General features: G+C 66.9%; 19 protein-coding genes. 9 read left to right on the top strand and 10 right to left on the bottom strand.

Going from position 1 to position 23,590, the window contains the following annotated elements; genetic code table 11:
• Positions 1–253: 253 nt before the first annotated feature.
• Together AK36_RS02380 and AK36_RS02375 are read right to left on the bottom strand one after the other, a co-directional pair.
• A complete protein-coding gene (locus AK36_RS02380) occupies positions 254–874 on the bottom strand; it encodes a LysE family translocator (RefSeq protein WP_045577769.1) in 621 nt (206 codons plus the stop codon).
• A 150-nt stretch (positions 875–1,024) separates the two neighbouring features.
• Positions 1,025–2,917 carry an SAM-dependent methyltransferase gene (locus AK36_RS02375; protein ID WP_045577768.1) on the bottom strand — a complete coding sequence of 631 codons (1,893 nt, stop codon included), beginning with the start codon at positions 2,915–2,917 and terminating at the stop codon, positions 1,025–1,027.
• A gap of 436 nt (positions 2,918–3,353) precedes the next feature.
• Between AK36_RS02375 and AK36_RS02370 the strand changes: the two genes are divergently transcribed.
• The 5 genes from AK36_RS02370 to AK36_RS02350 all read left to right on the top strand — a co-directional run bounded on the left by AK36_RS02370 (position 3,354) and on the right by AK36_RS02350 (position 9,616).
• Positions 3,354–4,589 carry an MFS transporter gene (locus AK36_RS02370; RefSeq protein ID WP_045577767.1) on the top strand — a complete coding sequence of 412 codons (1,236 nt, stop codon included), beginning with the start codon at positions 3,354–3,356 and terminating at the stop codon, positions 4,587–4,589.
• A gap of 61 nt (positions 4,590–4,650) precedes the next feature.
• Positions 4,651–5,577, top strand: a complete 927-nt coding sequence (locus AK36_RS02365; protein ID WP_224056444.1) for a LysR family transcriptional regulator — start codon at positions 4,651–4,653, stop codon at positions 5,575–5,577.
• Between the two features lie 88 nt (positions 5,578–5,665).
• Positions 5,666–7,195, top strand: coding sequence for an amidase (locus AK36_RS02360; protein WP_045577765.1), 1,530 nt, complete (start codon positions 5,666–5,668; stop codon positions 7,193–7,195).
• 8 nt (positions 7,196–7,203) lie between these two features.
• A complete protein-coding gene (locus AK36_RS02355; protein WP_034195454.1) occupies positions 7,204–8,565 on the top strand; it encodes a D-serine ammonia-lyase in 1,362 nt (453 codons plus the stop codon).
• 226 nt (positions 8,566–8,791) lie between these two features.
• Positions 8,792–9,616: an alpha/beta fold hydrolase gene (locus AK36_RS02350; RefSeq protein WP_045577764.1), complete on the top strand. Its 825-nt coding sequence runs from the start codon at positions 8,792–8,794 to the stop codon at positions 9,614–9,616.
• A 231-nt stretch (positions 9,617–9,847) separates the two neighbouring features.
• Here the strand turns inward: AK36_RS02350 and AK36_RS02345 are convergent, their stop codons facing one another.
• A complete protein-coding gene (locus AK36_RS02345; RefSeq protein WP_045577763.1) occupies positions 9,848–10,231 on the bottom strand; it encodes a hypothetical protein in 384 nt (127 codons plus the stop codon).
• A gap of 357 nt (positions 10,232–10,588) precedes the next feature.
• Between AK36_RS02345 and AK36_RS02340 the strand changes: the two genes are divergently transcribed.
• Positions 10,589–11,224: a cysteine hydrolase family protein gene (locus AK36_RS02340; RefSeq protein ID WP_045577762.1), complete on the top strand. Its 636-nt coding sequence runs from the start codon at positions 10,589–10,591 to the stop codon at positions 11,222–11,224.
• Between the two features lie 58 nt (positions 11,225–11,282).
• Here AK36_RS02340 and AK36_RS02335 read toward each other — a convergent pair whose 3' ends face one another.
• The 7 genes from AK36_RS02335 to AK36_RS02305 form a co-directional block, all read right to left on the bottom strand.
• A complete protein-coding gene (locus AK36_RS02335; protein ID WP_011880685.1) occupies positions 11,283–12,014 on the bottom strand; it encodes a ribonuclease T2 in 732 nt (243 codons plus the stop codon).
• A 324-nt stretch (positions 12,015–12,338) separates the two neighbouring features.
• Positions 12,339–13,478: an enoyl-CoA hydratase/isomerase family protein gene (locus AK36_RS02330; RefSeq protein ID WP_014723906.1), complete on the bottom strand. Its 1,140-nt coding sequence runs from the start codon at positions 13,476–13,478 to the stop codon at positions 12,339–12,341.
• The gene (locus AK36_RS02325; RefSeq protein WP_011880687.1) at positions 13,475–14,266 is read right to left on the bottom strand and encodes an enoyl-CoA hydratase; all 792 of its coding nucleotides are present in this window, start codon (positions 14,264–14,266) and stop codon (positions 13,475–13,477) included. The genes AK36_RS02330 and AK36_RS02325 overlap by 4 nt, the downstream gene beginning before the upstream one ends.
• The gene (gene mmsB / locus AK36_RS02320; protein WP_045577761.1) at positions 14,266–15,165 is read right to left on the bottom strand and encodes a 3-hydroxyisobutyrate dehydrogenase; all 900 of its coding nucleotides are present in this window, start codon (positions 15,163–15,165) and stop codon (positions 14,266–14,268) included. The genes AK36_RS02325 and mmsB overlap by 1 nt, the downstream gene beginning before the upstream one ends.
• A gap of 18 nt (positions 15,166–15,183) precedes the next feature.
• A complete protein-coding gene (locus AK36_RS02315) occupies positions 15,184–16,713 on the bottom strand; it encodes a CoA-acylating methylmalonate-semialdehyde dehydrogenase (protein WP_045577760.1) in 1,530 nt (509 codons plus the stop codon).
• A 142-nt stretch (positions 16,714–16,855) separates the two neighbouring features.
• Positions 16,856–18,568, bottom strand: coding sequence for an AMP-binding protein (locus AK36_RS02310; RefSeq protein ID WP_045577759.1), 1,713 nt, complete (start codon positions 18,566–18,568; stop codon positions 16,856–16,858).
• Positions 18,569–18,789: 221 nt separating this feature from the next.
• A complete protein-coding gene (locus tag AK36_RS02305) occupies positions 18,790–19,923 on the bottom strand; it encodes an acyl-CoA dehydrogenase family protein (RefSeq protein WP_011880691.1) in 1,134 nt (377 codons plus the stop codon).
• Positions 19,924–20,060: 137 nt separating this feature from the next.
• Here AK36_RS02305 and AK36_RS02300 point away from each other — a divergent pair, with 137 nt between their 5' ends.
• The 3 genes from AK36_RS02300 (at position 20,061) to AK36_RS02290 (ending at position 23,530) form a co-directional block, all read left to right on the top strand.
• A complete protein-coding gene (locus AK36_RS02300) occupies positions 20,061–21,095 on the top strand; it encodes an AraC family transcriptional regulator (protein WP_045577758.1) in 1,035 nt (344 codons plus the stop codon).
• A 111-nt stretch (positions 21,096–21,206) separates the two neighbouring features.
• Positions 21,207–22,760, top strand: a complete 1,554-nt coding sequence (locus AK36_RS02295) for an NfeD family protein (protein WP_045577757.1) — start codon at positions 21,207–21,209, stop codon at positions 22,758–22,760.
• The gene (locus tag AK36_RS02290) at positions 22,757–23,530 is read left to right on the top strand and encodes a slipin family protein (protein WP_011880694.1); all 774 of its coding nucleotides are present in this window, start codon (positions 22,757–22,759) and stop codon (positions 23,528–23,530) included. The genes AK36_RS02295 and AK36_RS02290 overlap by 4 nt, the downstream gene beginning before the upstream one ends.
• The last annotated feature ends 60 nt before the right edge of the window (positions 23,531–23,590 follow it).

Raw genomic sequence — 23,590 nt, 5'->3', positions numbered from 1 at the left:
CCCGGATGACATGGTCGGTTCATATTGCCGGAGTGCCGGCACGCTCGCGCTCGAATGGCTGACTATGTACTCGGGGCGGTCGATTTTTGAGCGGCGAGCCCGACCATCGCCCGCAATACCGTCACCACTACCCGAAGCATTTGTCTTCGATCAGGCTGGCAATCACGTAAAAACGGTCTCTCACGCAATTTGCGAGAGGCTCGTCGGCGACGAATTATGCAGTTGCCGGCAACCGCGATGCCCGATAACCGGGCTATCGATCCAGCGCGAGCTTCGCACCCAGACCGAGCAAGATAGTCCCCATCACGGCATCGATCGGCTTGCGTATGCGCGCGTAACCCACTTGCACGCGCTCGGTGGAAAACAGAATCGCCATCGCGCTGAACCACGTCAGCGAGACTGCCGTAACGATGATCAAGGTCGCGCCGTGCACCCACAGCGGGGCATGCGCCGGCAGGACCGTGATGAAAAGGCTGCCGAAAAACGCCGCCGCTTTCGGGTTGGTAAGTCCGACCAACAGACCTCGTCGATATGCCTGCCCGTCGCTCTTGGCGGACTGCGCATCTACCTCGGTTTGCTGCATCGGTTTTCTCAACCCGGCGAGCGTCTTTCCGCCGAGATAGACGAGATAAACCGCGCCGGCGATCCGAATGACTTCATACAGCCATGCGAGCTTTGCGAGGATGAGCCCAAGGCCGAAGATTGCCAGCGCCGCCCATAACGCATGTGAAGTCGAAATGCCGGCAGTGGCATAAAGACCGGCCCGTCGTTTGGCAAGTGCATGCGACGTGACGGCGATGAGGTCGGGACCGGGGCTGACGCAGGCCAGAAGCATTACGCCGCCGACGGCGACAAGTTGAGCAATGTAGGTCATATAAGCGCTATAGCCTTTGAGAAGACCATGATGGGCGGACTCACTCTAGCACGGCCAAAATGGGCTAAACCGGCTCAATAGCCGTCGCATTCAAATGCATGCTTCGTCTTGACGCTTATCGGTATCGAACTCCCCACGCACGAACCGTTCTCAAACCGTCGCAAGAATCAACCGCGCAGGCGTCACCCCGATGAGCAATCCGTCGTCGCGGTTCGCCAGATAGCGCTGGTTCAACTCCTCCGGCGTCCACGCATTGACCTGGCTGAACCCCAACGCACTCAACTTCTCGGCAATGACGGCCGGTTCGAAAAAGGTCTTCCACGGTTCGCCGCGCTCGGCGAGCCGCGCCGTAAACTGCTCCATCGCGATACGCATGATCGTCGGCAAGCCCGAAAGCGGCGTCACGTACTCGAACAGCACGGCGCTGCCTTTCGCGCAACCGGCGATGAAGCGCAACGTGTCGATGACCGCCTCCTCGTCGAGATACATCGTCACGCCGAGCCAGCTGAAAACGGCCGGCGCATCGGCGTCGAAACCCGCCCGCGCCAATCCCTCCGCCAGCCCGACGCTTTCGAAGTCGACCGGCACGAAATGCAGCGACGACGGCACCGCGATGCCTGCCTCACGCAAGCGAGCCTGCTTCCACGCCTGCGTTGCCGGCAAATCGACCTCGAAGATTCGCCCGGGCATATCGGGATGCCGAAACGCGCTGGTATCGAGCCCCGCCCCGAGAATCACGTACTGACGAATGCCGCGTTCGACGGCCTCGCGCCACACGTCTTCGGCCAGCCGGCTGCGCACGATGACCGAGCTGCGCATGCCGACCGACGGCGGCTCGCGGAATCGGTCGAGATTGTCACGCAGCGCCTGTGCTTCGGCGGCACCGAGGATCGGCAGCGCAACGGGATCGTCGAGCACCAGCGGCCGATCGAGCAGTTGATGTGCGGCGCGCTGCGTCGCGACCATCAACGCGCTCGGCTTCGGGCCGCCGTCGACTGGCGACATGTCGCGGCCGGCGAGATGCGCGGCGTTCAGATACGCGAGCAGCGAATCGTCGAGGCCCACGCCCAGTTGCAGATCGGGCTCGCGCATCAACGCATCGCGCACACGTGCCTCCAGCACCGCGTCGTCTCCGCAAAAGCTGTCGCGGAACAGTTGCTGCCAGCGCCCGACGATCGCCTGCACCGGCGCGGCGCCGGGGTCGACACCGGCTGCCATGTTCGCCCTCAGCTCGACCACCAGCGCCGGCCATGCGCGATGCTTCGCGCTCGCGAACTGACGACGGCGCACCCCGTCGGCCTGCGCCGGACTGAGATACTTCGCGAGCAGCGCGCAGCGCGCGTGCATGAAGGCTTCGTCGATCCATTCCAGCATCTCGACGGTAATGCCCACGATTTGCCGCGCGCGCGGCTCGCGCAGCTGCATCAGCATCAGCTTGGTCGCGAGGTCCGGGTCATTGCGCGTCATCCGGACCACGAGCCGGATCCAGCGCCACGCCAAAGCCTGAGCCGCATCGCTCGCGGTGGGCAACGCGTTCTGCATGGCAACGCGGACCTCCTCTATCAGCGCGGCCCATGCCGGATCCGACGGCGCCGCCGTCTCAGGCCCGGATGCCAGCAACGCATCGAGTTCTTCGTCATCGAGATGCTTTTCGTACATGTTCATCAGCTCCAGAGCCTTCATCCAATCGGCGGCGGCGATCTCGCTACCGGCGCAAACCATGTCGACGATGTATTGCAAGCGACGGCCAAGGCGCTGCGCGCGCAGCGCCTGCGCATTCAACTCGGCGATCTGTCGTTGCAGCAGTTCCAGCGGAACGCGAGCCGGGTCGCCCTCGAGGCTCGCCTTGATGTCCGGCAGCGAATACCCGAAACGTTTCAGCGCCTCGATGCGATGCAGCCGGATCAGGTCATCCTGCCCATACAGGCGCGCGCCGCCTTCGGTACGCTGCGACGGCGACAGCAGCCCGATCGCGTCGTAGTGGTGAAGCGTACGGACAGTCAATCCCGCCTTGTTCGCGAGTTCGCCGATTTTCAGTCGCATTGCTTTCTCGATCGTCGAGGGTCAACGTTAAAAGCTGACGTAGCGTCAGGTGCAAGGGGAATCGACGGGTTGGGGGCATCGCTCCGGCCCCCAGCGGTCCCTCGTTGCGCAGCGTGCATCGTGCCATGACAGACGGCGCCGGATCGCGCCGATGCGCGAGCTTGGCGAAAAGGTGACGAAACGCAGCCCAATATACAGACTGTCGCACCGCAAGCACGGCGAAGCACGCGCGTATCTAGGGACCGGTCACGGCGGGCAGTAATTCACTCCGCCCCGTCGCCGCGCTTCTCGGATGAGTTTTCGCGAACGGAGACATCGGAATATGTCACTTGTCGGCACATTTGCGGCTGCTTACGATCGATTCGACTAGTCAAGGCGGGCGCGCTCGGCATGGCCGACGCGAGCCCGGTCTCTTCTCTATCGACAGGTGCCCGGCATGATCGACCCGAACAAGAGCAGACGCGCCAGCTTCGCGGTATTCGCGCTGCTCTATCTAGGCTATTGCATCTCATACATCGACCGCTCGGCGATCGCGCTCTCGCTCGTTGCCATCGGCAAGGAGTTTCATGTCGGCTCGGCCGCGCTCGGCGTCGTCATGAGCACGTTCTATATCAGCTATGCCGCCATGCAGATTCCCGGCGGCTGGATCGCCGACCGCTGGGGCAGCAAGAAGGTCATCGTCGTCTCGGTGGCATTCTGGTCGCTGTTCACGCTGATGACCGGCCTCGCGTGGTCGCTCGCCTCGTTGATCGCGATCCGTTTCATCTTCGGTCTGGGCGAAGGCGGTTATCCCGGCGCGGCCGTCAAGGGCGTCACCGAATCGGTGGCGCGAGCGGATCGTCCGAAGATGTCCGCGCTGCTAATGTCGTCGAACTACGTCGGCAGTTTCATCGCGCCGCTCGCGATCGCACCGCTGATTCTGCTGCTCGGCTGGCGCCATGCATTTTTCGTTGCGGGCTGCGCCGGCCTCGTGTTCGCGCTGTTTTATCTGTTCGCCGTGAAGGATACGCATCAGAAGCGCGATTCAAATGGCCGCGCCGCGCGCATCGACGGCGACGCGACGCGCGCGCTGCTCAAGATGCCGCTGATGTGGAAGATCCTGTTGACGTGGTTCGGCATGGGCATCGTCAACAAGGGGCTCGACGCGTGGATGCCCGCGTATCTGCTGACCGAACGCCACCTCGATCTGAAGGCCGTCGGCATGCTTACACCGTTGCCGTTCGTCGCGGCGAGCATCTCGACCGCACTCGGCGGCTGGATTCTCACGCGCTGGTTCGATGGTCGCGAGAAGTGGCTGATGGCCGCGTGCTGCGCGATCTCGGGGTTCTTCCTCTACCAGATGTACACGGCGCAAACGGTGACGGGCGTGATCGCGTATCAGTCGATCGTCTACTTCTTCAAATCGTTCGTGTTCGCAGGCGTGTTCGCGTTGCCGGCCAAATTCCTGCCGACCAATCTCATCGGCACGGGCGCGGGAATGGTCAACTTCGGCGGTCAGGTAGCGGGGTTCGTTGCGCCCGCAATCATCGGCCTGCTGGTGTCGGCGACGGGCAACTACGACGCCGTGTTCGGCTTTCTGATCGTGGCAACGGCGTTCGCGCTCGTCACGAGTCTGTCGATTCGTCTGGTGCCCGAAGCCACTCCGCACGTGGGCGCGACGAAAGAAGCCTGATCGCTCGACGGCGGCGACAGGCGCTATGATGAAGCATCACGTGTCATCACATCGAGCCATCATGAGCGCCCGCATTCTTCAGGAAGCCGCCGTCCGCTACTTCCTCGAAGTGGTCAACACCGGCTCCGTTGCCGACGCCGCCAGTCGTTTGAACGTCGTGCCTTCCGCCGTGAGCAGGCAAATCGCGCGGCTCGAAAGCGAGCTCGGCACGCCGCTGTTCGTGCGGCGATCGCGCGGCATGGTGCCGAGCAAGGCAGGCGAAATGCTCGCCGCGTATGCGCGCCGTTCGCAGCTCGACGCGGAGCAGATTTCTCTGGAAATCGACGCACTGCGCGGTGAAGCCGAACGCACGATCCGCATCGCCTGCACGGAAGGATTCTCGGCCACGTTCGTGCCGCGCGCGATGGCGGTGTTCCGCCGAACCGTCGCCCCGGCGTCGTTCGAGGTCGTGGTCGACACGGCCGCAGGCGTCACGCAGCGCGTGCGCGAAGCCGAATGCGATGTCGGTCTGACGTTCAGTTTCGGACCGGAAAAAGACATCCACACCGCGTTCTCCATGCCTTCGCCGATTCACGCGATCGTCGCGGCATCGCATCCGCTCGCGCAGGAGCCGCAGGTTTCGTTCCGTCGACTGCTCGCTTATCCGCTCGCGTTGCCGGGCGTGCATTCGACGCTGCACAAGCTGATCGATATCTATTGCAGCCGCGAAGGCGTCGCATGCAAGAGCGTGCTGAGCAGCGCAACGCTCGAAACGCTGCTCGGCTTCACCATCGCCAGCGACGCCGTCACGTTCAGCGGAGAACTGTTTGTGCGGCCGCGTCTGGCATCGGGCGAGCTGGTCGCGTTGCACGTGCCGGAACTCACGACGAGCGAACGCGCCATCGAAATCCAGACGCTCGCGCGGCGTGCGTTGCCGCCGCTTCTGGACGCGTTTATCGAACACTTGAGCCGCGAGCTCGCACCTGCCGCACGCGTTGAGCAAAAGTGAATCCACGTTTCGATATTCATCACTGGTCGCTGCCTTTCTCGTCGTCTACATTGGCGCTCTGTTGCATGACCGTTTAAAGGACCGCCCGATGAGCGACCGCCACGAACTCACCCGCCATAGCGCCGTCGCGTTGCGCGCGCTGTTGCTGGCGCGGGAAATCTCCGCTGTTGAACTGCTCGATGCCTGCATCGCGCGCATCGAAACGCTCAATCCGTATGTCAACGCGATCACGGCGACGAGTTTCGAACGCGCACGCCGCGAAGCGCGCGCCGCCGACGCCGCGCTCGCACGCGGCAATGCCGTCGGCGTACTGCACGGCTTGCCTGTCGGCATCAAGGATCTCGAAGAAACCGAAGGCCTTCTGACCACCTACGGTTCGCCGTTGTACCGCGCAAACATTCCCGCACAGGACAACACGCTGGTGCGCCGGTTGCGCGCGGCAGGCGCGATCGTGGTCGGCAAGACCAACGTGCCCGAAATGGGCGCGGGTGCGAACAGCTTCAATCCGGTGTGGGGCGCGACGGGCAATCCATTCGATCCGCGTCTGAATGCGGGCGGTTCGTCGGGCGGCTCGGCAGCGGCGCTTGCGCTCGATATGGTGCCACTCGCGTCCGGTTCGGACACGGGCGGCTCGCTACGGATTCCAGCGGCCAAATGCGGCGTGGTCGGTTTGCGCACCTCGCCGGGGCTCGTGCCCAGCGATCGCAAGCCGCTCGGCTGGACGCCAAATGCCGTGGTGGGGCCGATGGGTCGCACCGTCGAGGACACGTGGCTCCAACTCGCCGCGACGGTCGGGCAATCCGGCAGCGATCCGCTCGGTTATCCGTGCGCGCTCGACGCGACGATGGAACGCCGCGCGCACACGGATCTCGCGACGCTGCGTGTGGGCTACACGGAAGATTTCGGCGTCTGCGCTGTCGATGACGATATCCGCGCCGTGTTTCGCCGCAGGATCGCGCTGCTGCGCGGCGAAGTGGCCGTCTGCGAGCCGATCGACGTCGATTTCTCGGGCGCGCATCAATGCTTCGACGTGCTGCGCGCGGAAGCCTTCGTCGCGGGTCTGCAAAAAGCCTACGAGACGAATCCCGATCTGCTCGGGCCGAATCCGCGCGCCAACTACGAAATGGGCATCAACCTCGGTCTTGCCGATTGCGTGCGCGCGCATGCCGACCAGACGCGGCTGTTCCGCCGCTTCCAGACGCTGTTCGATCGCTACGACGTGATCCTGTCGCCCACGACGCCTGTTTCGCCGTTCCGTTGGACGCAGCCGTATCTGAAATCGGTGAACGGCATCGCACTGGAAAACTACTATCGCTGGCTGTCGCTGACCTATGTCGTCACGCTGACGACGAATCCGGCCGTGTCGCTGCCGTGCGGCGTCGATCATCGCGGCATGCCGTTCGGCTTGCAGATGATCGGTGCATTTCGCGGCGATCTTGCGCTGCTCGACGCGGCACGCGCATTCGAAACACTCTTCGAGTCGTCGGACGAAATGCGCCGCCCGATTCCCGATGTCGCGAAATTGCGCGCATCGGATGTCGATCTCCGTTCCATCGTCACGCATCCGCCGGTGCTGGACGCCGCGTCGTCCTCCCACGCTTGCGCTTCGGCAGTCTGATTTTGCCCATGACCGATTCCATCTACGGCAAGCCACTCGAATCCTGGCTTCGCGACTACCCGCTTCTGCGCCCATTGATGGCGCTCGAGCCGGTCGAGTGGTTCAACCCCGCCGTCGCGCCGCTGACCGAAGCGCTCGATGACATTGCGCTGGACGCCTCGCATATCGCCGATGCGAGCGCGCGCCTGCAACGCTTCGCGCCGCTGCTGGCCGACCTGTTCGCCGATGTGCGCGACACGGGCGGCATTATCGAATCGCCGCTCACCGACGTGCCTGCGTTCGCGCAGGCATTGAGCGAACGTTACGGCGTGGAAACGCCGCGGCGCCTGCTGCTCAAGCAGGACAGCCATCTGCCGATCTCCGGCTCGATCAAGGCGCGTGGCGGCATCTATGAAGTGCTCTTCTACGCCGAGCAGCTTGCGCTGCGCCACGGCTTGCTCAACGACGGCGACGATTACCGCGTCCTCGCCGGCGACGCATGTCGCGCGCTGTTTCGCGAGCACCGCATCGCGGTCGGGTCGACCGGCAATCTCGGCATGTCGATCGGCATCGCGAGCGCGACGCTCGGCTTTGCGGCGACCGTGCATATGTCCACCGATGCGCGCCAATGGAAGAAGGACCGCCTGCGCGCGCATGGCGTGACGGTCGTGGAGTATGCGGGCGATTACGGCGAAGCGATCGAGAACGGCCGGCGTCTTGCGGCTAACGATCCGATGTGCCACTTCGTCGACGACGAAAATTCGACGACGCTGTTCCTCGGCTATGCGGTCGCGGGTGAGCGCCTGAAGCGTCAGCTCGAAGCGTCGAACGTGCGTGTCGATGCGACGCATCCGCTCTTCGTGTATCTGCCTTGCGGCGTAGGCGGCGGCCCGGGCGGTGTCGCGTTCGGCTTGAAGCTCGCCTTCGGCGATGCGGTGCACTGTGTTTTCGCGGAGCCGACCCATTCGCCGTGCATGTTGATGGGCGTGCTGACCGGCTTGCACGAGCAGCTTGCGGTGCAGGATTTCGGTATCGACAACGTGACGGCCGCCGACGGCCTCGCGGTCGGACGCCCTTCCGGATTCGTCGGTCGTGCGATGCAACGGATGATCGATGGCTATTTCACCGTCGAGGATCGCGAGCTATATGCAATGCTCGCGCTGATGGCGCAGACGAGCGACATCCGGCTGGAGCCGTCGGCGCTGGCCGGCGCGCCGGGTTTCGCGCGCGTGTCGACGGAACGGCAAGGTTACCGTGCCCGCATGCAGCTGGACGACTCCGTCATGCGGGACGCGACGCATGTGATCTGGGCAACGGGCGGCGGTATGGTGCCGCAAGCTGAGATGAACGCATATCTGCAGGCCGGGCGGCAGGCACTGGCGGGGTCTTGATTGCGGCTTCGAGGCTATAACTGGATCGGGCGCCCGGCCGGTGGCCCCGTGCTGTTTTTTCAGCGCTTGCGCTAGCGTCGTTCAGAACATTTCAGATTGCTGCTCTGCTGCCCAACCTATCATTGCTGCACAGCAGCCGGAAGCGTCGCGCGACGCTCTTCATATCGATGCGCGGAAAGCCGGCCCATGAAGCGAAAGGCAATTCCCATCTGAAGGAGCGAGCAAAATGAGCCGGATTACGACGCCTGACGGTACTGAAATCTATTACAACGACTGGGGAACCGGGCAGCCGATCGTGCTGGTTGGCGGGTGGCTGGTCAGCGCCGACATGTGGGAATACCAGGCGCACTTCCTCGCCAGCAACGGCTTCCGCGTCATAGCGTATGATCGCCGCGGCTTTGGACGGTCGAGCCAGCCGTGGTCGGGCTACGACTACGACAGCCTCACGAGCGACCTGGACGAGTTGATTCAGCAGCTGGACCTCACCGACGCCATTTTGGTCGGCTACTCGATGGGCGGCGGAGAAGTTGCACGATACATCGGTACGCGCGGATCGAAGCGTGTCGCCAAGGTCGTTCTTCTCAGCGCGACGACCCCGTTACTCATGGCAGGGGCCGATAACCCGGCGGGCGTTCCCCGCGACATTTTCGACGGGTTGCGTGCCGGCGTACTCCATGATCGCGCCGATTTTCTGGTCAATTTCGGTCGCGCCTTTACGGGAGCCGATCATGACGCGTCGGTGGTCACGCAGGCGATGCTCGACTGGACATTCAATATGGCAATCACGGCGAGCATCAAGGCAACCCATGACTGCATTGCATCGTTTTCCGAAACCGATTTGCGTCCCGACCTGAAAAAATTCGATATCCCCACGCTGGTCATCCACGGCGGCGCCGACCCCGTTGTGCCAATCGACCTTTCGGGCAAGGTGTCTGCCGAGCTGATTCCCGGTGCGAGACTGGTTGTCTACGAGGGCGCCTATCATGCGTTGTACTACACGCACAAGGATCGCCTCAATCAGGACATATTGGACTTTGCCCGATCGTCGTAGGACTGCTGCCGCCGCTTCGACATGGCTCAGGCAAGGGCCGCAAGCCCTTGCCGAGCGCCATCGCGATGCACCATGCCGACGCGGAAAACGGGCAGCGGAAAGCGGCTGGTCTCGCAACCGGAACCAACGGCGGCAGTCGTGCGGGACCTTCGTACCATTGCGGCGATCGAAGCATTCCCGTGCAACGTACACCTCCGGCGTCAGACCTCAAAGCCAACCACCGAACCGCGCTCACAAATCTCCCCGCACCTCCCCCGTTCCCAGCGCGCTGCGCCGCCGGTTGACTTCGGCCCAAAGCTCGTCGCTGTCGTCGTTGCGCAATACGACGATCCAGTCGAGCTGCTCGTCGGTCACGTCGAAGTATTCGCAAATCTCCCGGCGTACCGCATCGACGAACTGCGCGTATTCGGGCGTCGCCTGCGCCCGCGCATGCAACGCGTCGTATTCGGCATCGTCGATGCCGCCGCCGTGGTCGTCGATATAGCGCGAGATCCACTGATCCAGCTCGCGGTCGTAATCGGCCTCGGCGCGCATCGCTTGCACAGCCGTATAGAAATCCAGTTCGGCAAACGCGGCGATCGCCGCCGTTGTCGCCTCGTCGAAGGTAGTCGTCATGCCATCTCTCGTGTTGATCGTCGCGCATCATCGCACGGGGCGCACGCCTGGGGACGCGCGCGCTCCGGTGTGCCGCCCATCGCGGCCGCCTGCGCGACAAAACGCATATTTTGCCGCACTCCACGAACCTGAGCGCCGACACGAACGCCGCTCGCGAATAGCCGATAATGGCCGCAGCCGCTGGCAGAAGGCAACGCGGCGCACGCCCGCATGGTCGGCACGTGTACCACCCCACCGGCTTACATTGCCCGACCTGAAACACGCGCGCGCCCGAACCGTTGCCGCCGTATCCGCCCCAGCCGATTGTTTGAACCCACCGAAGTGACCATCGAAGTGACCCACGGGAGAGCATCAGCCATGCAACCGGAACACGCTTCAGATCACGCCCCAAACGACCCGACAGGCCCGGATGCACGCGCACACGCGCCGCTTCCGCCGCTCGTGCCCGCGCAAACCGCACTGATCGTCATGCACTACCAGACCGACATTCTCGGGCTGTTTCCGTCGGCGGCGCCCACGCTGCTCGCGAACACACGCCGGCTCTGCGACGCGGCGCGCGCGGGCGGCGTGCACGTCTGCTTCGCGAATCTCCGCTTCAGTCCCGGCTACCCCGAAGTCAGCCCGCGCAACAAGAACGGCCAAGGGATCAAGCAGCTCGGCCGGTTCGTCGACGACGGCCCGTGCCCCGAACTCGGCCGGCTCGACGGCGAGCCGCTGATCGCCGCACATCGCGCGAGCGTGTTCTTCGGCACCGATCTGCAGGCACGGCTCGCCGCGCGAGGCATCGACACGCTGATCCTGGTCGGGATCGCGTCGACCGGCGTCGTGCTGTCGTCGGTTGCGCACGCAAGCGATGCGGATTTCCGTCTGTACACGGTGAAGGACTGCTGTTACGACCCGGACCCGATCGTGCACGAGCATCTGTTCGCGACCGCGTTCGAGACGCGCACGACGGTGTTGTCGCTCGAACAGGCGCTGCGCCTGCTCGCGTGAATGCGTGCCGCGCCGACCACAACGAGCGCGGCCGGCGCGGCACGCGCGACGTCGCGCCTCACTTCGCGATATACACGCCCGAGGTCGGACAGGTCCCCTGCGTATTGCCGTCGGTCACGAGCGACGCCGCGCTCGGGAACTGCGTGGTCGCGCTCGTCTTCACCGCGATCCATGCTTCGGTGAAATAGCTGACGCCGTTGGTCTTCGTGCACTTCAACGACACCGCGCTGCGCGTGTTGCTGCCGAACGCGCCTTCGAACGCGGACAGCAGCTGGTTGCGCGTCACGGTCTTGCCCGCGTTCGCCTGCAGGAACGCGTTGAACGACGTGTTGCCGAGCCGGCTCACCATGCCGGTCGCCTGATTCCAGTAGGCGTCCGCCGATGCCGAATTCGAGCAGGTGCCGTGCTTGAACCATTCGTGCTTGTCGAGGCACGACGCGACGCCCGGCATGTACGTCGACAGCGTGTTGCGCGTCGTGGTGCTGATCGGATACGCATCCATGCTGCACCACTGGTGCGCGTTGTCGAGGTCGACGTCGCTCTGCGGCACGCCGCAGTAGAACGGCTGGTTGCCGTCGTAGTTGTTCGGCCACAGGCCATGCAGCGACAGGCTCGTCGCCGCGTACGTGCCGGCCAGGTTCGTACACTCCGGCGTGTCGTGCGACGCGCAGAAGCCGGGCTCCCACGATGCGGCGAGCAACAGGTAGTCGTAGCTGGTCTGCGCGACGGCATGCAGCGACGCGGATGCGACGGCGAGCGCCGCCACGGTGCGGGCGAGTGTGTTCAACATGGCATGTCCTCGGAAAAGGCTTGCGGTCGCGCGCGGCGCCGCAAGGTTGTCGAATGTCTGCCCGCGATTGTTGCCGCAGCCACGTTGCACGAATATGAACGGATGACGAAACGGAGCGGCGGCCGTGGATTCGCCATGGGGGGACGCCGCTACCGGACGCGCGCGTCCATTCTGAATGCGCGATCGCACCATCATCGACGCGCTCGTTCAGGCGGTGCCGCCGATGATCGGACGCCCGGAACCCCGAAAAAGCCGGTTGAACACGGCGCACGCACACGTGAGCGCAACCGCGCCCGACACGCCGCGCCGATCACCCCGCCTTGTTCACACCCCGCCGAGATCGACGAGCGGATGCGCGAACAGTTTCCACGGCGACGTCAGGAAATGCCGCACGCGCTCGGCGCGCAGTTCGACCAGCGACGCCGGCGCCCAGCGCGGCTTGCGGTCCTTGTCGATCAGGTGCGCGCGCACGCCTTCGCGGAAGTCGCCCTCCTCGATCGCACGCGCGACGATGCCGAGCTCCATCCGGAACGACTCGGCCAGCGTCATCTGCCGCCCGCGCAACAACGCTTCGCGCGTCACGCACAGCATCGTCGGCGAATGGCCGGCGAGCGCGTCGAGCGTCGTCTGCAGCCACTGCCGATGCTCGCGTGCGAGCTCGTCGCGCGCGAACTCCTGCTTCAACGTCGCGACGATCCGCTCGACGGTCGAACGCTTGTCGAAGTGACGCACGATCCAGCCCATCTGCGTGTCGAGCGCCGCATGCGGCACGACGTTGCACGGCGGCTCGAACACCTTGCGCAGCGCCGCCAGCACGTCGCCGTCCCATTTGACGCTTTCGATGCGCGTCTCGAACGTATCGAGCCACGACGACGGCACGCACAGATCCGCGAGCTTCGCGATCAGCGCATCGGCGCCGGACAACACCGCGCCGGTCAACCCGACGTACAGCTCGAGCTCGACCGGCATGCGCGCCAGGAAATGCGTCGCGCCGACGTCGGGCACGAGCCCGATGCGCGTCTCGGGCATCGCGATCTTGCTGCGCTCGGTCGCGACGCGCAGCGCCGCGCCCTGCGCGAGGCCCATGCCGCCGCCCATCGTCACGCCGTCCATCAACGCGACCACCGGCTTCGGAAACGTGTGAATGGCGTAGTCGAGCCGGTACTCGTCGACGAAGAACGGCAGCCAGGTTTCGCGCTGCGCGACCATCCGGTGCAGCGCGCGCACGTCGCCGCCCGCGCAGAAGCCCTTCTCGCCGGCGCCGCGCAGCACCACCGCGACGATCTGGTCGTCGCCGCGGCAGCGCTCGAGCAGCGCGGCCAGCTCGCCGATCATCGAATACGACAACGCATTGAGCGCGGCCGGCCGGTTCAGCGTGATCAACGCCACGCGGTTCACCACGCGGAACAGCACCTCGGGCGCGGGTTGCGCGAAGCGGTCATCGGTCGTCATCGGCGTGCTCATCGTTGCGTATCTCCATCGGTATGCCATTGCGGCGCGCGCTTGCCGAGAAACGCGGCCACGCCCTCGCGCGGATCGGCGGTATCGAACAGGTCGACGAAGCGTTCGCGTTCGACCGCGAGCGCCGCACTGCGCGGCACGCCGCGGCGTGCGAGGCCGATCAGCTCCTTGCTGTACGCGAGCGCATGCGGACTCTGCCGCACGACGTTGCGCGCGAGCGCCAGCGCCGCGTCGCGCGCCGCGCCGCTTTCGACGACGTCTTCGACCAGCCCGATGCGCAGCGCGGTGGCCGCATCGACGCGCGCGCCGGCCAGGATGATCTTCTTCGCCCAGCCTTCGCCGACGAGCCAGGGCAGCGTCTGCGTGCCGAGCCCGCACGGCAGCAGGCCGACGGACGCCTCGGGCAGCGCCATCTGTGCATGCGTCTCCGCGATGCGCATGTCGCACGCGAGCGCGCATTCGAGGCCGCCGCCCATCGCATAGCCGTTGATCGCCGCGATCGTCACGACGCGTGCGTCGTGCAGCGCCTCGAACGCCGCGCCGAAGCGCGCGGCCATCGCGCGCGCGACCGCGGCGTCGCCGTCGGCGAACGTGTTCAGATCGGCGCCGGCGCTGAAGAACTTCGGGCCGTCGCCGGTGATCACCAGCGCGCGCACGCGCGGGTTCGCGTTCAGTTCGGCGACGGTGTCCTGCAGCTGCCGCAGTCCGTCGGCCGTAAAGGCGTTCGCGGGCGGACGCTTGAGCGTCGCGCACGCGATCGCGCCGTCGTCGACGTAGTCCAGTTCGATCATCACGCGTCCTTCTTGCCAGCCGGTTGGTACAGGCGGATCACCGCCGAGAAATCGAGTTGGCCGTCGCCGCGGCTGCTCATCGTCTGGTACAGCTGCTGCGCGAGCGCGCCGAGATAGACGGGCTGGCGCGCCTGCCGCGCGGCATCGTTCGCGAGGCCGAGATCCTTCAGCATCAGATCGGTGCCGAAGCCGCCGCTGTAGCCGCGCGACGAAGGCGCGGTGTCGATCACGCCCGGATACGGGTTGTAGGTGTCCGAGCTCCAGCAGCGGCCCGTCGACGTGTTGACGATGCCGGCCAGCACCTTCGGATCGATGCCGAGCGCGACGCCGAGCGACATCGCCTCCGACACGGCCGCCATCGAGATGCCGAGCACGAGGTTGTTGCAGACCTTCGCGACCTGCCCCATCCCGGTCGCGCCGCAGTGGACGATGTTCTTGCCCATCGCGGCGAGCACGGGCTTCACGCGCTCGAAATCGGCGTCGCTGCCGCCGACCATGAAGGTCAGCGTGCCGGCGGCCGCGCCGCCGGTGCCGCCCGACACCGGCGCATCGACGAACGCGCCGCCGTGCTCGCGCACGAGCGCGCCGAACGCCTGCGCGCTCGCCGGGTCGATCGTGCTCGAATCGATCACGGTCGCGCCGGCGCCCAGGCCGGCCAGCACGCCGTTCTCGCCGGCGAGCACCGAGCGCACGTGCGGCGCGGCCGGCAGCATCGTGATCACGAACGCCGCGCCGGCCGCCGCATCGCGCGGCGACGCGGCCACCTGCGCGCCGGCGTCCTGCAGCGCGCGCAATGCATCGGCGCTCAGGTCGAACGCATGCACTTCGTGGCCGGCCTTCAGCAGGTTCAGCGCCATCGGCGCACCCATGTGGCCGAGGCCGATGAATCCGATCTTCATGTTGGTGTCCTCCCCGGCTCAGTGCAGCCGGATCGTCGTGTTGACCGGGCCGGCCGTCGTATCGTCGTCGAACCAGCGCGCGGTGACCGTCTTGGTCTGCGTGTAGAACTGCACGACCTGCTTGCCGTACGGGCCGAGATCGCCGAGCTTCGAGCCGCGCGAGCCGGTGAAGCTGAAGAACGGCACGGGCACCGGGATCGGAATGTTGATGCCGACCTGGCCGACGTCGATCTCGCTCTGGAACTTGCGCGCGGCCGCGCCGCTCTGCGTGAAGAGGCCCACGCCGTTACCCATCGGGTTCGCGTTGACGAGCGCGATGGCTTCGTCGAGCGTGTCGACTTCCATCACGACGAGCACCGGCCCGAAGATCTCGTGCGTGTAGATCGTCATGTCGGTCGTCACGGCGGAGAAGATGGTCGGACCGATGAAGTTGCCGTCCTCGAAGCCGGGCACCTTCACGTCGCGGCCGTCGAGTTCGAGCTTCGCGCCCTCCTTGACGCCCGCATCGATCAGCGACAGGATGCGCGCCTTCGCGCCGCGCGACACCACCGGGCCGACGTCGGTGCCCGCTTCCGAGCCCGCGTTGACCTTCAGCGCCTTCGCCTTCGCGACGATGTCGGGCAGCCACTCGCGCGCGCTGCCGACGAGCACCGCGACGGAAGTCGCCATGCAGCGCTGGCCGGCCGCGCCGAAGCCCGCGCCGACCAGCGCGTTGATCGCCTGCTCGCGGTTCGCGTCGGGCAGCAGGATCGCGTGGTTCTTTGCGCCCATCATCGACTGCACGCGCTTGCCGTGCTGGCTGCCGAGGTTGTAGACGTGCGTGCCGACGGCCGTCGAGCCGACGAACGAAATCGCCTTCACGAGCGGATGCGTGCAGATCGCGTCGACGACTTCCTTGCCGCCGTGCACGACGTTCAGCACGCCCTGCGGCACGCCGGCCTCGATCGCCAGCTCGACCAGTTCCATCGTCGACAGCGGGTCCTGCTCGGACGGCTTCAGCACGAACGTGTTGCCGCACACGATCGCCATCGGGAACATCCACAACGGGATCATCGCCGGGAAGTTGAACGGCGTGATGCCGGCGCAGACGCCGATCGGCTGACGCAGCGTATAGGTATCGACGCCGCCGGCGACGTTCTCGGCGAATTCGCCGAGCTGCAGCGTGCCGATCGAGCAGGCATGCTCGACCACTTCGAGGCCGCGGAAGATGTCGCCTTGCGCGTCGGGCAGCGTCTTGCCCTGCTCGGCGGTCAGCGTCTTCGCGATGCGCTGCTGGTTCGCGCGCACGAGCGCCTGGAACTTCAGCATGATCCGCATGCGCGCGGAGATCGGCGTGTTCTTCCAGGTCGCATAGGCGGCGTGCGCGGCCTGCACGGCCGCGTCGACTTCCGCCGCGGTCGCGAACGGCACGCGCGCGAGCACCTGTTGCGTGGCCGGATTGACGATGTCGCGCCACTCGCTCGTGGCGGACTCGACGAAGGCGCCGTCGATCAGCAGCTTGACCGTCGGCACGTCTTGCCCCGGCTGGGGCGTCGCATTCGCGTTCATCGGTGTGCTCTCCTTGCAGTGGGCCGCGTCGCGCGCTCGCGCCGGGCGGCCGGGTCAGTCGGTTCGATCGGTTAGATCATCTTCTGCCGCGTCGACGGGCCGCGCATGATCGCCGCAAGCGGCGCGCCCGGCCCGCCGGCGGTCACTTCAGTTCGGCGGCGAAATCTTCTTCCCAGTACTCGCCGGGCATGCGTGCGGTCGCATCGTCGCCGCGCTCGATCTCGCGGCGGCGCAGCTCGACGCGACGGATCTTTCCCGAGATGGTCTTGGGCAGCTCGGCGAACTGCAGTCGGCGAATGCGCTTGTACGGCGCGAGCTTCTCGCGCGAAAAGCGGAAGATCTCCAGCGCGAGCGCCGGGCTTTCCTCGAAGCCGTCGCGCAACGTGATGAAGGTCTTCGGCACCGACAGCCGCACCGGGTCCGGGCTCGGCACCACGGCCGCTTCCGCGATCGCCGGGTGCTCGATCAGCACGCTTTCGAGCTCGAACGGGCTGAGCCGGTAGTCGGACGACTTGAACACGTCGTCCGCGCGGCCGACGTACACGTAGTAGCCGTCGTCGCCGCGCATCGCGATGTCGGACGTGCGGTAGTGGCCGTCGCGCATCGCGTACGCGGTCGCATCCGGGTTGTTCGCGTAGCCGTTCATCAGCCCGACCGGGCGCATCGCGCCGGTGCCGCCGCCGAGCGGCAAGGCGACCTCGCCTTCGCCGACGGGCGCGCCGTCCGGGTCCAGCAGCGCGATCCGGTAGCCGGGCAGCGGCCGGCCCATCGAGCCCGCGACGACCGGCTGCCCCGGCGTGTTGCCGATCAGGCAGGTGGTTTCGGTCTGGCCGTAGCCGTCGCGAATCGTGATGCCCCACGCCTTCTTCACGCGCTCGATGATCTCCGGATTGAGCGGCTCGCCCGCGCCGACGATCTCGCGCAGTTGCACGTCGAACGTCGCGAGCGGCTGCTGCACGAGCATGCGCCACACGGTCGGCGGCGCGCACAGCGTCGTCACGCGGTATTTGACGAGCGCATCGAGCACCGCCTTCGGCTCGAAGCGCGCGTAGTTGAAGACGAACACGCACGCCTGCGCATTCCACGGCGCGAAGAAGCAGCTCCACGCGTGCTTCGCCCAGCCCGGCGAGCTGATGTTCCAATGGATGTCGCCCGGTTGCAGCCCGATCCAGTACATCGTCGACAGGTGCCCGACCGGGTACGTGCGGTGCGTATGCTCGACGAGCTTCGGCTTCGACGTCGTGCCCGACGTGAAGTACAGCAACATCGCTTCGTTCGACCGCGTGACGGCGTCGGGCTCGAACGCCGCGCTCGCCGCGTAGCCGTCGTTCATCGCGAGCCAGCCGTCGCGCGGCGCGCCGGCCACGATCTTCCGCTTCAGCCCGAGGCCCGCCTGTTCGAACTTCGCGGTTTCGTGCTCGTCGACGATCGCATAGGTCGCGCCGCCGATCTGCACGCGATCGCGCACGTCGTCGGCCGACAGCTGCGTGGTCGCGGGCAGCACGACCGCGCCGAGCTTCATCGCGGCGAGCATCGCGTCCCACAGCTCGACGCGGTTCGGCAGCATCAGCAGGATCCGGTCGCCGCGCACGACGCCGATGCCGCGCAGCCAGTTCGCGATCCGCGACGAGCGCTCGGACATCTGCGCGAACGAATACGGGTCGCCCGTCCCGGTCGCCGCATCGACGATCCACAGCGCGGGCGCGTCGTTGCCGCGCGCCATCGGGTCGAAATAATCGAGCGCCCAGTTGAACGCATCGAGCACCGGCCATTCGAAATCGCGGTACGCGGTTTCGTAGTCGGTGCGATGGCGCAGCAGAAAGTCGCGTGCGTCCAGGAATGCCTGTACCGTCATCGTGTTCTCCCGTCCGCGAGCGTCGGTGCATCGCACCTTGCTCGCGCTCCGTGCCCGAATTGTCTCCATCCATACTGCGGACGACCGGCGCATGCGCCGGTCCCCCATCGTCGCGGCGCACGGTCACGTCGTTGCGTGCCGCGTTCACCGCCTTCACCACCTTCACCGCGTCGCTGCGTGCCCTGCCTGATTGCCCGTTGCTCCATTGCGCGCGCGGCCGCTCACAGCTGCCGCGCGATCACCATCCGCTGCACTTCGCTGGTGCCTTCGTAGATCTGCGTGATGCGCGCGTCGCGATAGTGGCGCTCGACCTCGTAGTCGGCGAGGTAGCCGTAGCCGCCGTGGATCTGGATCGCGTCCGAGCACACGCGCTCGGCCATCTCGGATGCGAACAGCTTCGCCTGCGACGCCTCCGACAGGCACGGCAGCCCGGCCGTGCGCAGCTTCGCCGCGTGATGGACGAGCAGGCGCGCCGCGTTGATCTGGGTGGCCATGTCGGCGAGCTTCTGCTGGATCGCCTGGTGCTCGGCGATCGGCTTGCCGAACTGCACGCGCTCGCCCGCATAGCGGCGCGCCTTGTCGAATGCGGCGCGCGCGATGCCGAGCGCCTGCGCGGCGATGCCGATGCGTCCGCCTTCCAGATTCGACAGCGCGATCTTCAGCCCTTCGCCGCGATTGCCGAGCAGCGCGTCGGCGGGAAGCGTGCAGTTCTCGAGCGTGATCGGGCACGTATCGGACGCGCGAATGCCCATTTTCTTTTCGGGCTTGCCCACGATGAAACCCGGCGTGTCGGTCGGCACCAGGAACGCCGAGATGCCGCGCTTGCCGGCATCGGGATCGGTCATGGCAAAAACGATCGCGACGCCGGCGCGCTGGCCGTTGGTCACGAACTGCTTCGCGCCGTTGAGCACCCATTGGCCGTCGTGCAGCTCCGCGCGGGTGCGCAGGTTGTGCGCCTCGGAGCCGGCGTGCGGCTCGGTCAGGCAGAACGCGCCGATCACGCGGCCGGCCGCCATCTCGGCGAGCCAGCGATCCTTCTGCGCCGGCGTGCCGAAGCCGAGGATCGGCCCGCAGCCGACCGAGTTGTGCACGCTCATCATCGTCGCGCAGGCGGCGTCGCCGGCCGCGATCTCCTCCATGGCGAGCGCGTACGCGACGTAGTCGGTATAGGCGCCGCCCAGCTCCTGCGGCACGATCATGCCGAGCAGGCCGAGTTCGCCGAGCTGCGCGACGACGGTGTCGGGCAAGCGCGCGTCGTGGTCCCACTGCGCGGCGTTCGGCGCCAGCACCTCGGTGGCAAAGGCGCGCGCGGCGTCGCGGATCATCCGCTGATCTTCGGTGTAAAGCTCGTCCATGGTCCTGCCGTCTCCTGCGGCCGCCTGTGACGGCCGTCGTTTCGTTTAGATGCAACAAGTGTAGGCAAGCGCGCGCCGGTGTTCGATGCTCGCGCCGCTCATTTACACTGAGCGTTTTTGCCATACCGGCGATACGGATGAAGCAGGACGAAAAGGGAACCATCGCGATCAGCCTGGTCGCGTACAGCGTCGCGCTGGCCGCCCGCCGCGGCGTCGCGGCGGAGCCGCTGCTCGCGCAGGCCGGCATCGCGCCCGCGCTGCTCGCGCAGCCGCGCGCGCGCGTGAGCGCGCAGCAATACGGCGCGCTGTGGAATGCGATCGCGCGCGCGCTCGACGACGAGTTTTTCGGGCAGGACCGCCATCCGATGCGCAGTGGCAGCTTCATCGCGATGAGCCAGGCCGCGCTGTCCGCGCAGGACGGGCTGCGCGCAATGGCGCGCGCGGTGAACTTCATGCACTGCGTGCTCGACGATCTCCACGCGGAGCTCGACGCCAATCCGCAGCGTGTGCGGCTGCGCTTCGTGCACCGCAACAACGGCGCTGCGCCGGCGATGTTCACGTACGCGACCTATTTCATCATCGTGTACGGGCTGACCTGCTGGCTGATCGGGCGGCGCATCCCGGTGCTGCACGCGAGCTTTCGCTGCGACACGCCGCCCGCCGATCACGAATATCCGTCGATGCTGTGCGACGACATGCGGTTCAACCAGCCCGATTCGTATGTCGATTTCGATCCGGAATTCGCGACGCTGCCCGTCGTGCAGAACGCGAAGACGCTGAAAACCTTCCTGCGCAACGCGCCGGCCAGCTTCATCGTCAAGTACCGCAATCCGAACGCGCTCGCGCAGCGCGTGCGCGCCGTGCTGCGCGGGATGCCGCCCGCGTCGTGGCCGGGCGCGGACGGGATGGCCGCGCGGCTGCACGTGGCCGAGGCGACGCTCAGGCGCAAGCTGCACCAGGAAGGCCAGGCCTACCAGTCGATCAAGGACACGCTGCGACGCGATCTCGCGTTCGAGGCGCTGGCCGATCCGTCGCGCACGATCGCCGACGTCGCGGCGGCCACCGGGTTCGCGGAACCGAGCGCGTTCTACCGCGCGTTTCGCAAATGGAGCGGGCGCAGCCCGGCCGAGTACCGCGAAGAGGCGCTTGCGCGCGCGGGCGGCGCGCGCTGAACGCCGCCGCCTTCGCGCTTTCCGCCGAAAGCGCCTAATCTTCAAGCATCGGGCCAACGCCCATTTCCGCGAGCCGGACGGCGCGCGGCCGCGCGCAGCCCGGACGCCCCGATGCGCATTCATCGTCACGCGCCGCCGGCGCCCGCCGCGCGCGGCGCCCGTTCCCGTCACCCGCTGTCCGCGCGGGTCGCGCGCGCCGCGCTGTTCGCCGCGCTGCTGGTCGTGTGCGCGGCGGTGGCCGCTCCAGGCGCCGCCGCGCCGGCCGACGCGCCCGCCGCCGCGGCGCCGGTCGTCGTGATTCCGGTCAACGGCGCGATCGGGCCGGCCAGTGCCGACTTCATCGTCCGGTCGCTCGACCGTGCGGCAAGCGTGCATGCGCCGCTCGCGATCCTGCAGCTCGATACGCCCGGCGGGCTCGACACGTCGATGCGCCAGATCATCAAGGCAATCGTCGGCTCGCCGGTGCCCGTGGCGGCCTTCGTCGCGCCGGGCGGCGCACGGGCCGCGAGCGCCGGCACCTATATCGTCTACGCGAGCCACGTCGCCGCGATGGCGCCCGGCACCAATCTCGGCGCGGCGTCGCCGGTGCAGTTCGGGATCGGCGGCGGCGCGCCGGGTACGCCGCGATCGTCGCCTGCCGCGGCCTCGGGCGCATCCGGCACGTCGGCGACGTCGGCCGAATTGCCGAACGACACGCAATCGACCGAAATCCGCAAGGCGACGCAGGACGCCGCCGCGTACATCCGCGGCCTCGCGCAGCTGCGCGAGCGCAATGCCGACTGGGCCGAGCGCGCGGTGCGCGAGGCCGTGAGCCTGTCCGCGAACGACGCGCGCGCGCAGCACGTCGTCGATCTGATCGCGCAGGACCCGGCCGATCTCGCGCGCCGGCTCGACGGCCGCACCGTGACGACGAGCGCCGGCACGCTGCGGCTCGCGACCGCGCACGCGCCGCTCGTCGTGCTCGCGCCCGACTGGCGCAGCCGCTTCCTGTCGATCGTCGCCGATCCGAACGTCGCGCTGATCCTGCTGACGATCGGCATCTACGGGCTGTTCTTCGAATTCGCGAATCCGGGCTTCGTGCTGCCGGGCGTGGCCGGCACCATCTGCCTGCTGATCGGTCTGTTCGCGATGCAGTTGCTGCCGGTCAGCTATGCGGGCCTCGGGCTCGTGCTGCTCGGGCTCGGCTGCCTCGTCGCCGAGGCCTTCCTGCCGACGTTCGGCGTGCTCGGTTTCGGCGGGATCGTCGCGTTCACGATCGGCGCGCTGATGCTGATCGACACCGACGTGCCGGGCTACGGCATTCCGTGGCCGCTGATCGCGGGCCTCGCGGCCGCCGGCGCGCTGCTGGTGGCCGGCGTGTCGAGCGTCGCGCTGCGCGCGCGGCGGCGGCCGGTCGTGACGGGCGCCGAGGCGATGCTGGGCAGCGTCGGCGAAGTGCTCGACGACGGCCTGCGTCCGGACCAGCCGCACGGCGCCGCCGGCCCCGCGCCGTCGGCGGCGGGCTGGGCGCGCGTGCACGGCGAGCGCTGGCGCGTCGCGAGCAGCACGCCGCTGGCGGCCGGCTGTCGCGTACGCGTCACCGGCCGCCACGGACTGACGCTCACCGTCACGCCGCTCTACGACGTGCCGGCACACGAACCACCACAGCGGGGAGCCCCGTCATGATCGGCTATACGTTCGGCTTCGGCAGCGTCCTGATCGTCTTCGTCGTGGTGCTCGTCGCCTCGTCGATCCGCGTCTTCCGCGAGTACGAGCGCGGCGTCGTGTTCATGCTCGGCCGCTTCTGGAAGGTCAAGGGGCCGGGCCTCGTGCTGATCATCCCGATCGTCCAGCAGGTCGTGCGGATCGACCTGCGCACCGTCGTGTTCGACGTGCCCGCGCAAGACGTGATCACGCGCGACAACGTGTCGGTGAAGGTCAATGCGGTCGTGTATTTCCGCGTCGTCGATCCGGAAAAGGCCGTGATCCAGGTCGCGCGCTTCTTCGAGGCGACGAGCCAGCTCGCGCAGACGACGCTGCGCGCGGTGCTCGGCAAGCACGAACTCGACGCGCTGCTCGCCGAGCGCGAGCAGTTGAACGCCGACATCCAGAAGACGCTCGACGCGCAGACCGACGCGTGGGGCATCAAGGTGTCGACGGTCGAGATCAAGCACGTGGACCTGAACGAGACGATGATCCGCGCGATCGCGCGGCAGGCCGAGGCCGAGCGCGAGCGGCGCGCGAAGGTGATCCATGCGGAAGGCGAATTGCAGGCGTCGGAGAAGCTGTTGCAGGCCGCGCAGCGGCTCGCGCAGCAGCCGCAGGCGATGCAGCTGCGCTACCTGCAGACCCTGACGACCATCGCGGCGGACAAGAATTCGACGATCGTGTTTCCGCTGCCGATCGATCTGCTCGGGGCGTTGCTGGACCGGCTGGGCGCACCGCCCGAGCGTTGAGGCTCGGATATGCCGGGCGCCGGCGCCGATGGGTGCGGCGGCGCCCGCGTCCGGTGCGCG

This window comes from Burkholderia vietnamiensis LMG 10929 (assembly GCF_000959445.1).
Lineage (GTDB): Bacteria > Pseudomonadota > Gammaproteobacteria > Burkholderiales > Burkholderiaceae > Burkholderia > Burkholderia vietnamiensis.
This window is presented reverse-complemented; position numbering and strand designations above follow the sequence as displayed.

Excerpts from the sequence above, each read along its gene's own strand:
- AK36_RS02300 (WP_045577758.1), top strand. The coding sequence starts at position 20,061 with ATGAAGCAGGACGAAAAGGGAACCATCGCGATCAGCCTGGTCGCGTAC.
- AK36_RS02355 (WP_034195454.1), top strand. The coding sequence starts at position 7,204 with ATGACCGATTCCATCTACGGCAAGCCACTCGAATCCTGGCTTCGCGAC.
- AK36_RS02380 (WP_045577769.1), bottom strand. The coding sequence starts at position 874 with ATGACCTACATTGCTCAACTTGTCGCCGTCGGCGGCGTAATGCTTCTG.
- AK36_RS02375 (WP_045577768.1), bottom strand. The coding sequence starts at position 2,917 with ATGCGACTGAAAATCGGCGAACTCGCGAACAAGGCGGGATTGACTGTC.
- AK36_RS02325 (WP_011880687.1), bottom strand. The coding sequence starts at position 14,266 with ATGATCGAACTGGACTACGTCGACGACGGCGCGATCGCGTGCGCGACG.
- mmsB (WP_045577761.1), bottom strand. The coding sequence starts at position 15,165 with ATGAAGATCGGATTCATCGGCCTCGGCCACATGGGTGCGCCGATGGCG.
- AK36_RS02360 (WP_045577765.1), top strand. The coding sequence starts at position 5,666 with ATGAGCGACCGCCACGAACTCACCCGCCATAGCGCCGTCGCGTTGCGC.
- AK36_RS02290 (WP_011880694.1), top strand. The coding sequence starts at position 22,757 with ATGATCGGCTATACGTTCGGCTTCGGCAGCGTCCTGATCGTCTTCGTC.
- AK36_RS02330 (WP_014723906.1), bottom strand. The coding sequence starts at position 13,478 with ATGAGCACGCCGATGACGACCGATGACCGCTTCGCGCAACCCGCGCCC.
- AK36_RS02295 (WP_045577757.1), top strand. The coding sequence starts at position 21,207 with ATGCGCATTCATCGTCACGCGCCGCCGGCGCCCGCCGCGCGCGGCGCC.
- AK36_RS02340 (WP_045577762.1), top strand. The coding sequence starts at position 10,589 with ATGCAACCGGAACACGCTTCAGATCACGCCCCAAACGACCCGACAGGC.
- AK36_RS02305 (WP_011880691.1), bottom strand. The coding sequence starts at position 19,923 with ATGGACGAGCTTTACACCGAAGATCAGCGGATGATCCGCGACGCCGCG.
- AK36_RS02315 (WP_045577760.1), bottom strand. The coding sequence starts at position 16,713 with ATGAACGCGAATGCGACGCCCCAGCCGGGGCAAGACGTGCCGACGGTC.
- AK36_RS02365 (WP_224056444.1), top strand. The coding sequence starts at position 4,651 with ATGAGCGCCCGCATTCTTCAGGAAGCCGCCGTCCGCTACTTCCTCGAA.
- AK36_RS02345 (WP_045577763.1), bottom strand. The coding sequence starts at position 10,231 with ATGACGACTACCTTCGACGAGGCGACAACGGCGGCGATCGCCGCGTTT.
- AK36_RS02335 (WP_011880685.1), bottom strand. The coding sequence starts at position 12,014 with ATGTTGAACACACTCGCCCGCACCGTGGCGGCGCTCGCCGTCGCATCC.
- AK36_RS02370 (WP_045577767.1), top strand. The coding sequence starts at position 3,354 with ATGATCGACCCGAACAAGAGCAGACGCGCCAGCTTCGCGGTATTCGCG.
- AK36_RS02350 (WP_045577764.1), top strand. The coding sequence starts at position 8,792 with ATGAGCCGGATTACGACGCCTGACGGTACTGAAATCTATTACAACGAC.
- AK36_RS02310 (WP_045577759.1), bottom strand. The coding sequence starts at position 18,568 with ATGACGGTACAGGCATTCCTGGACGCACGCGACTTTCTGCTGCGCCAT.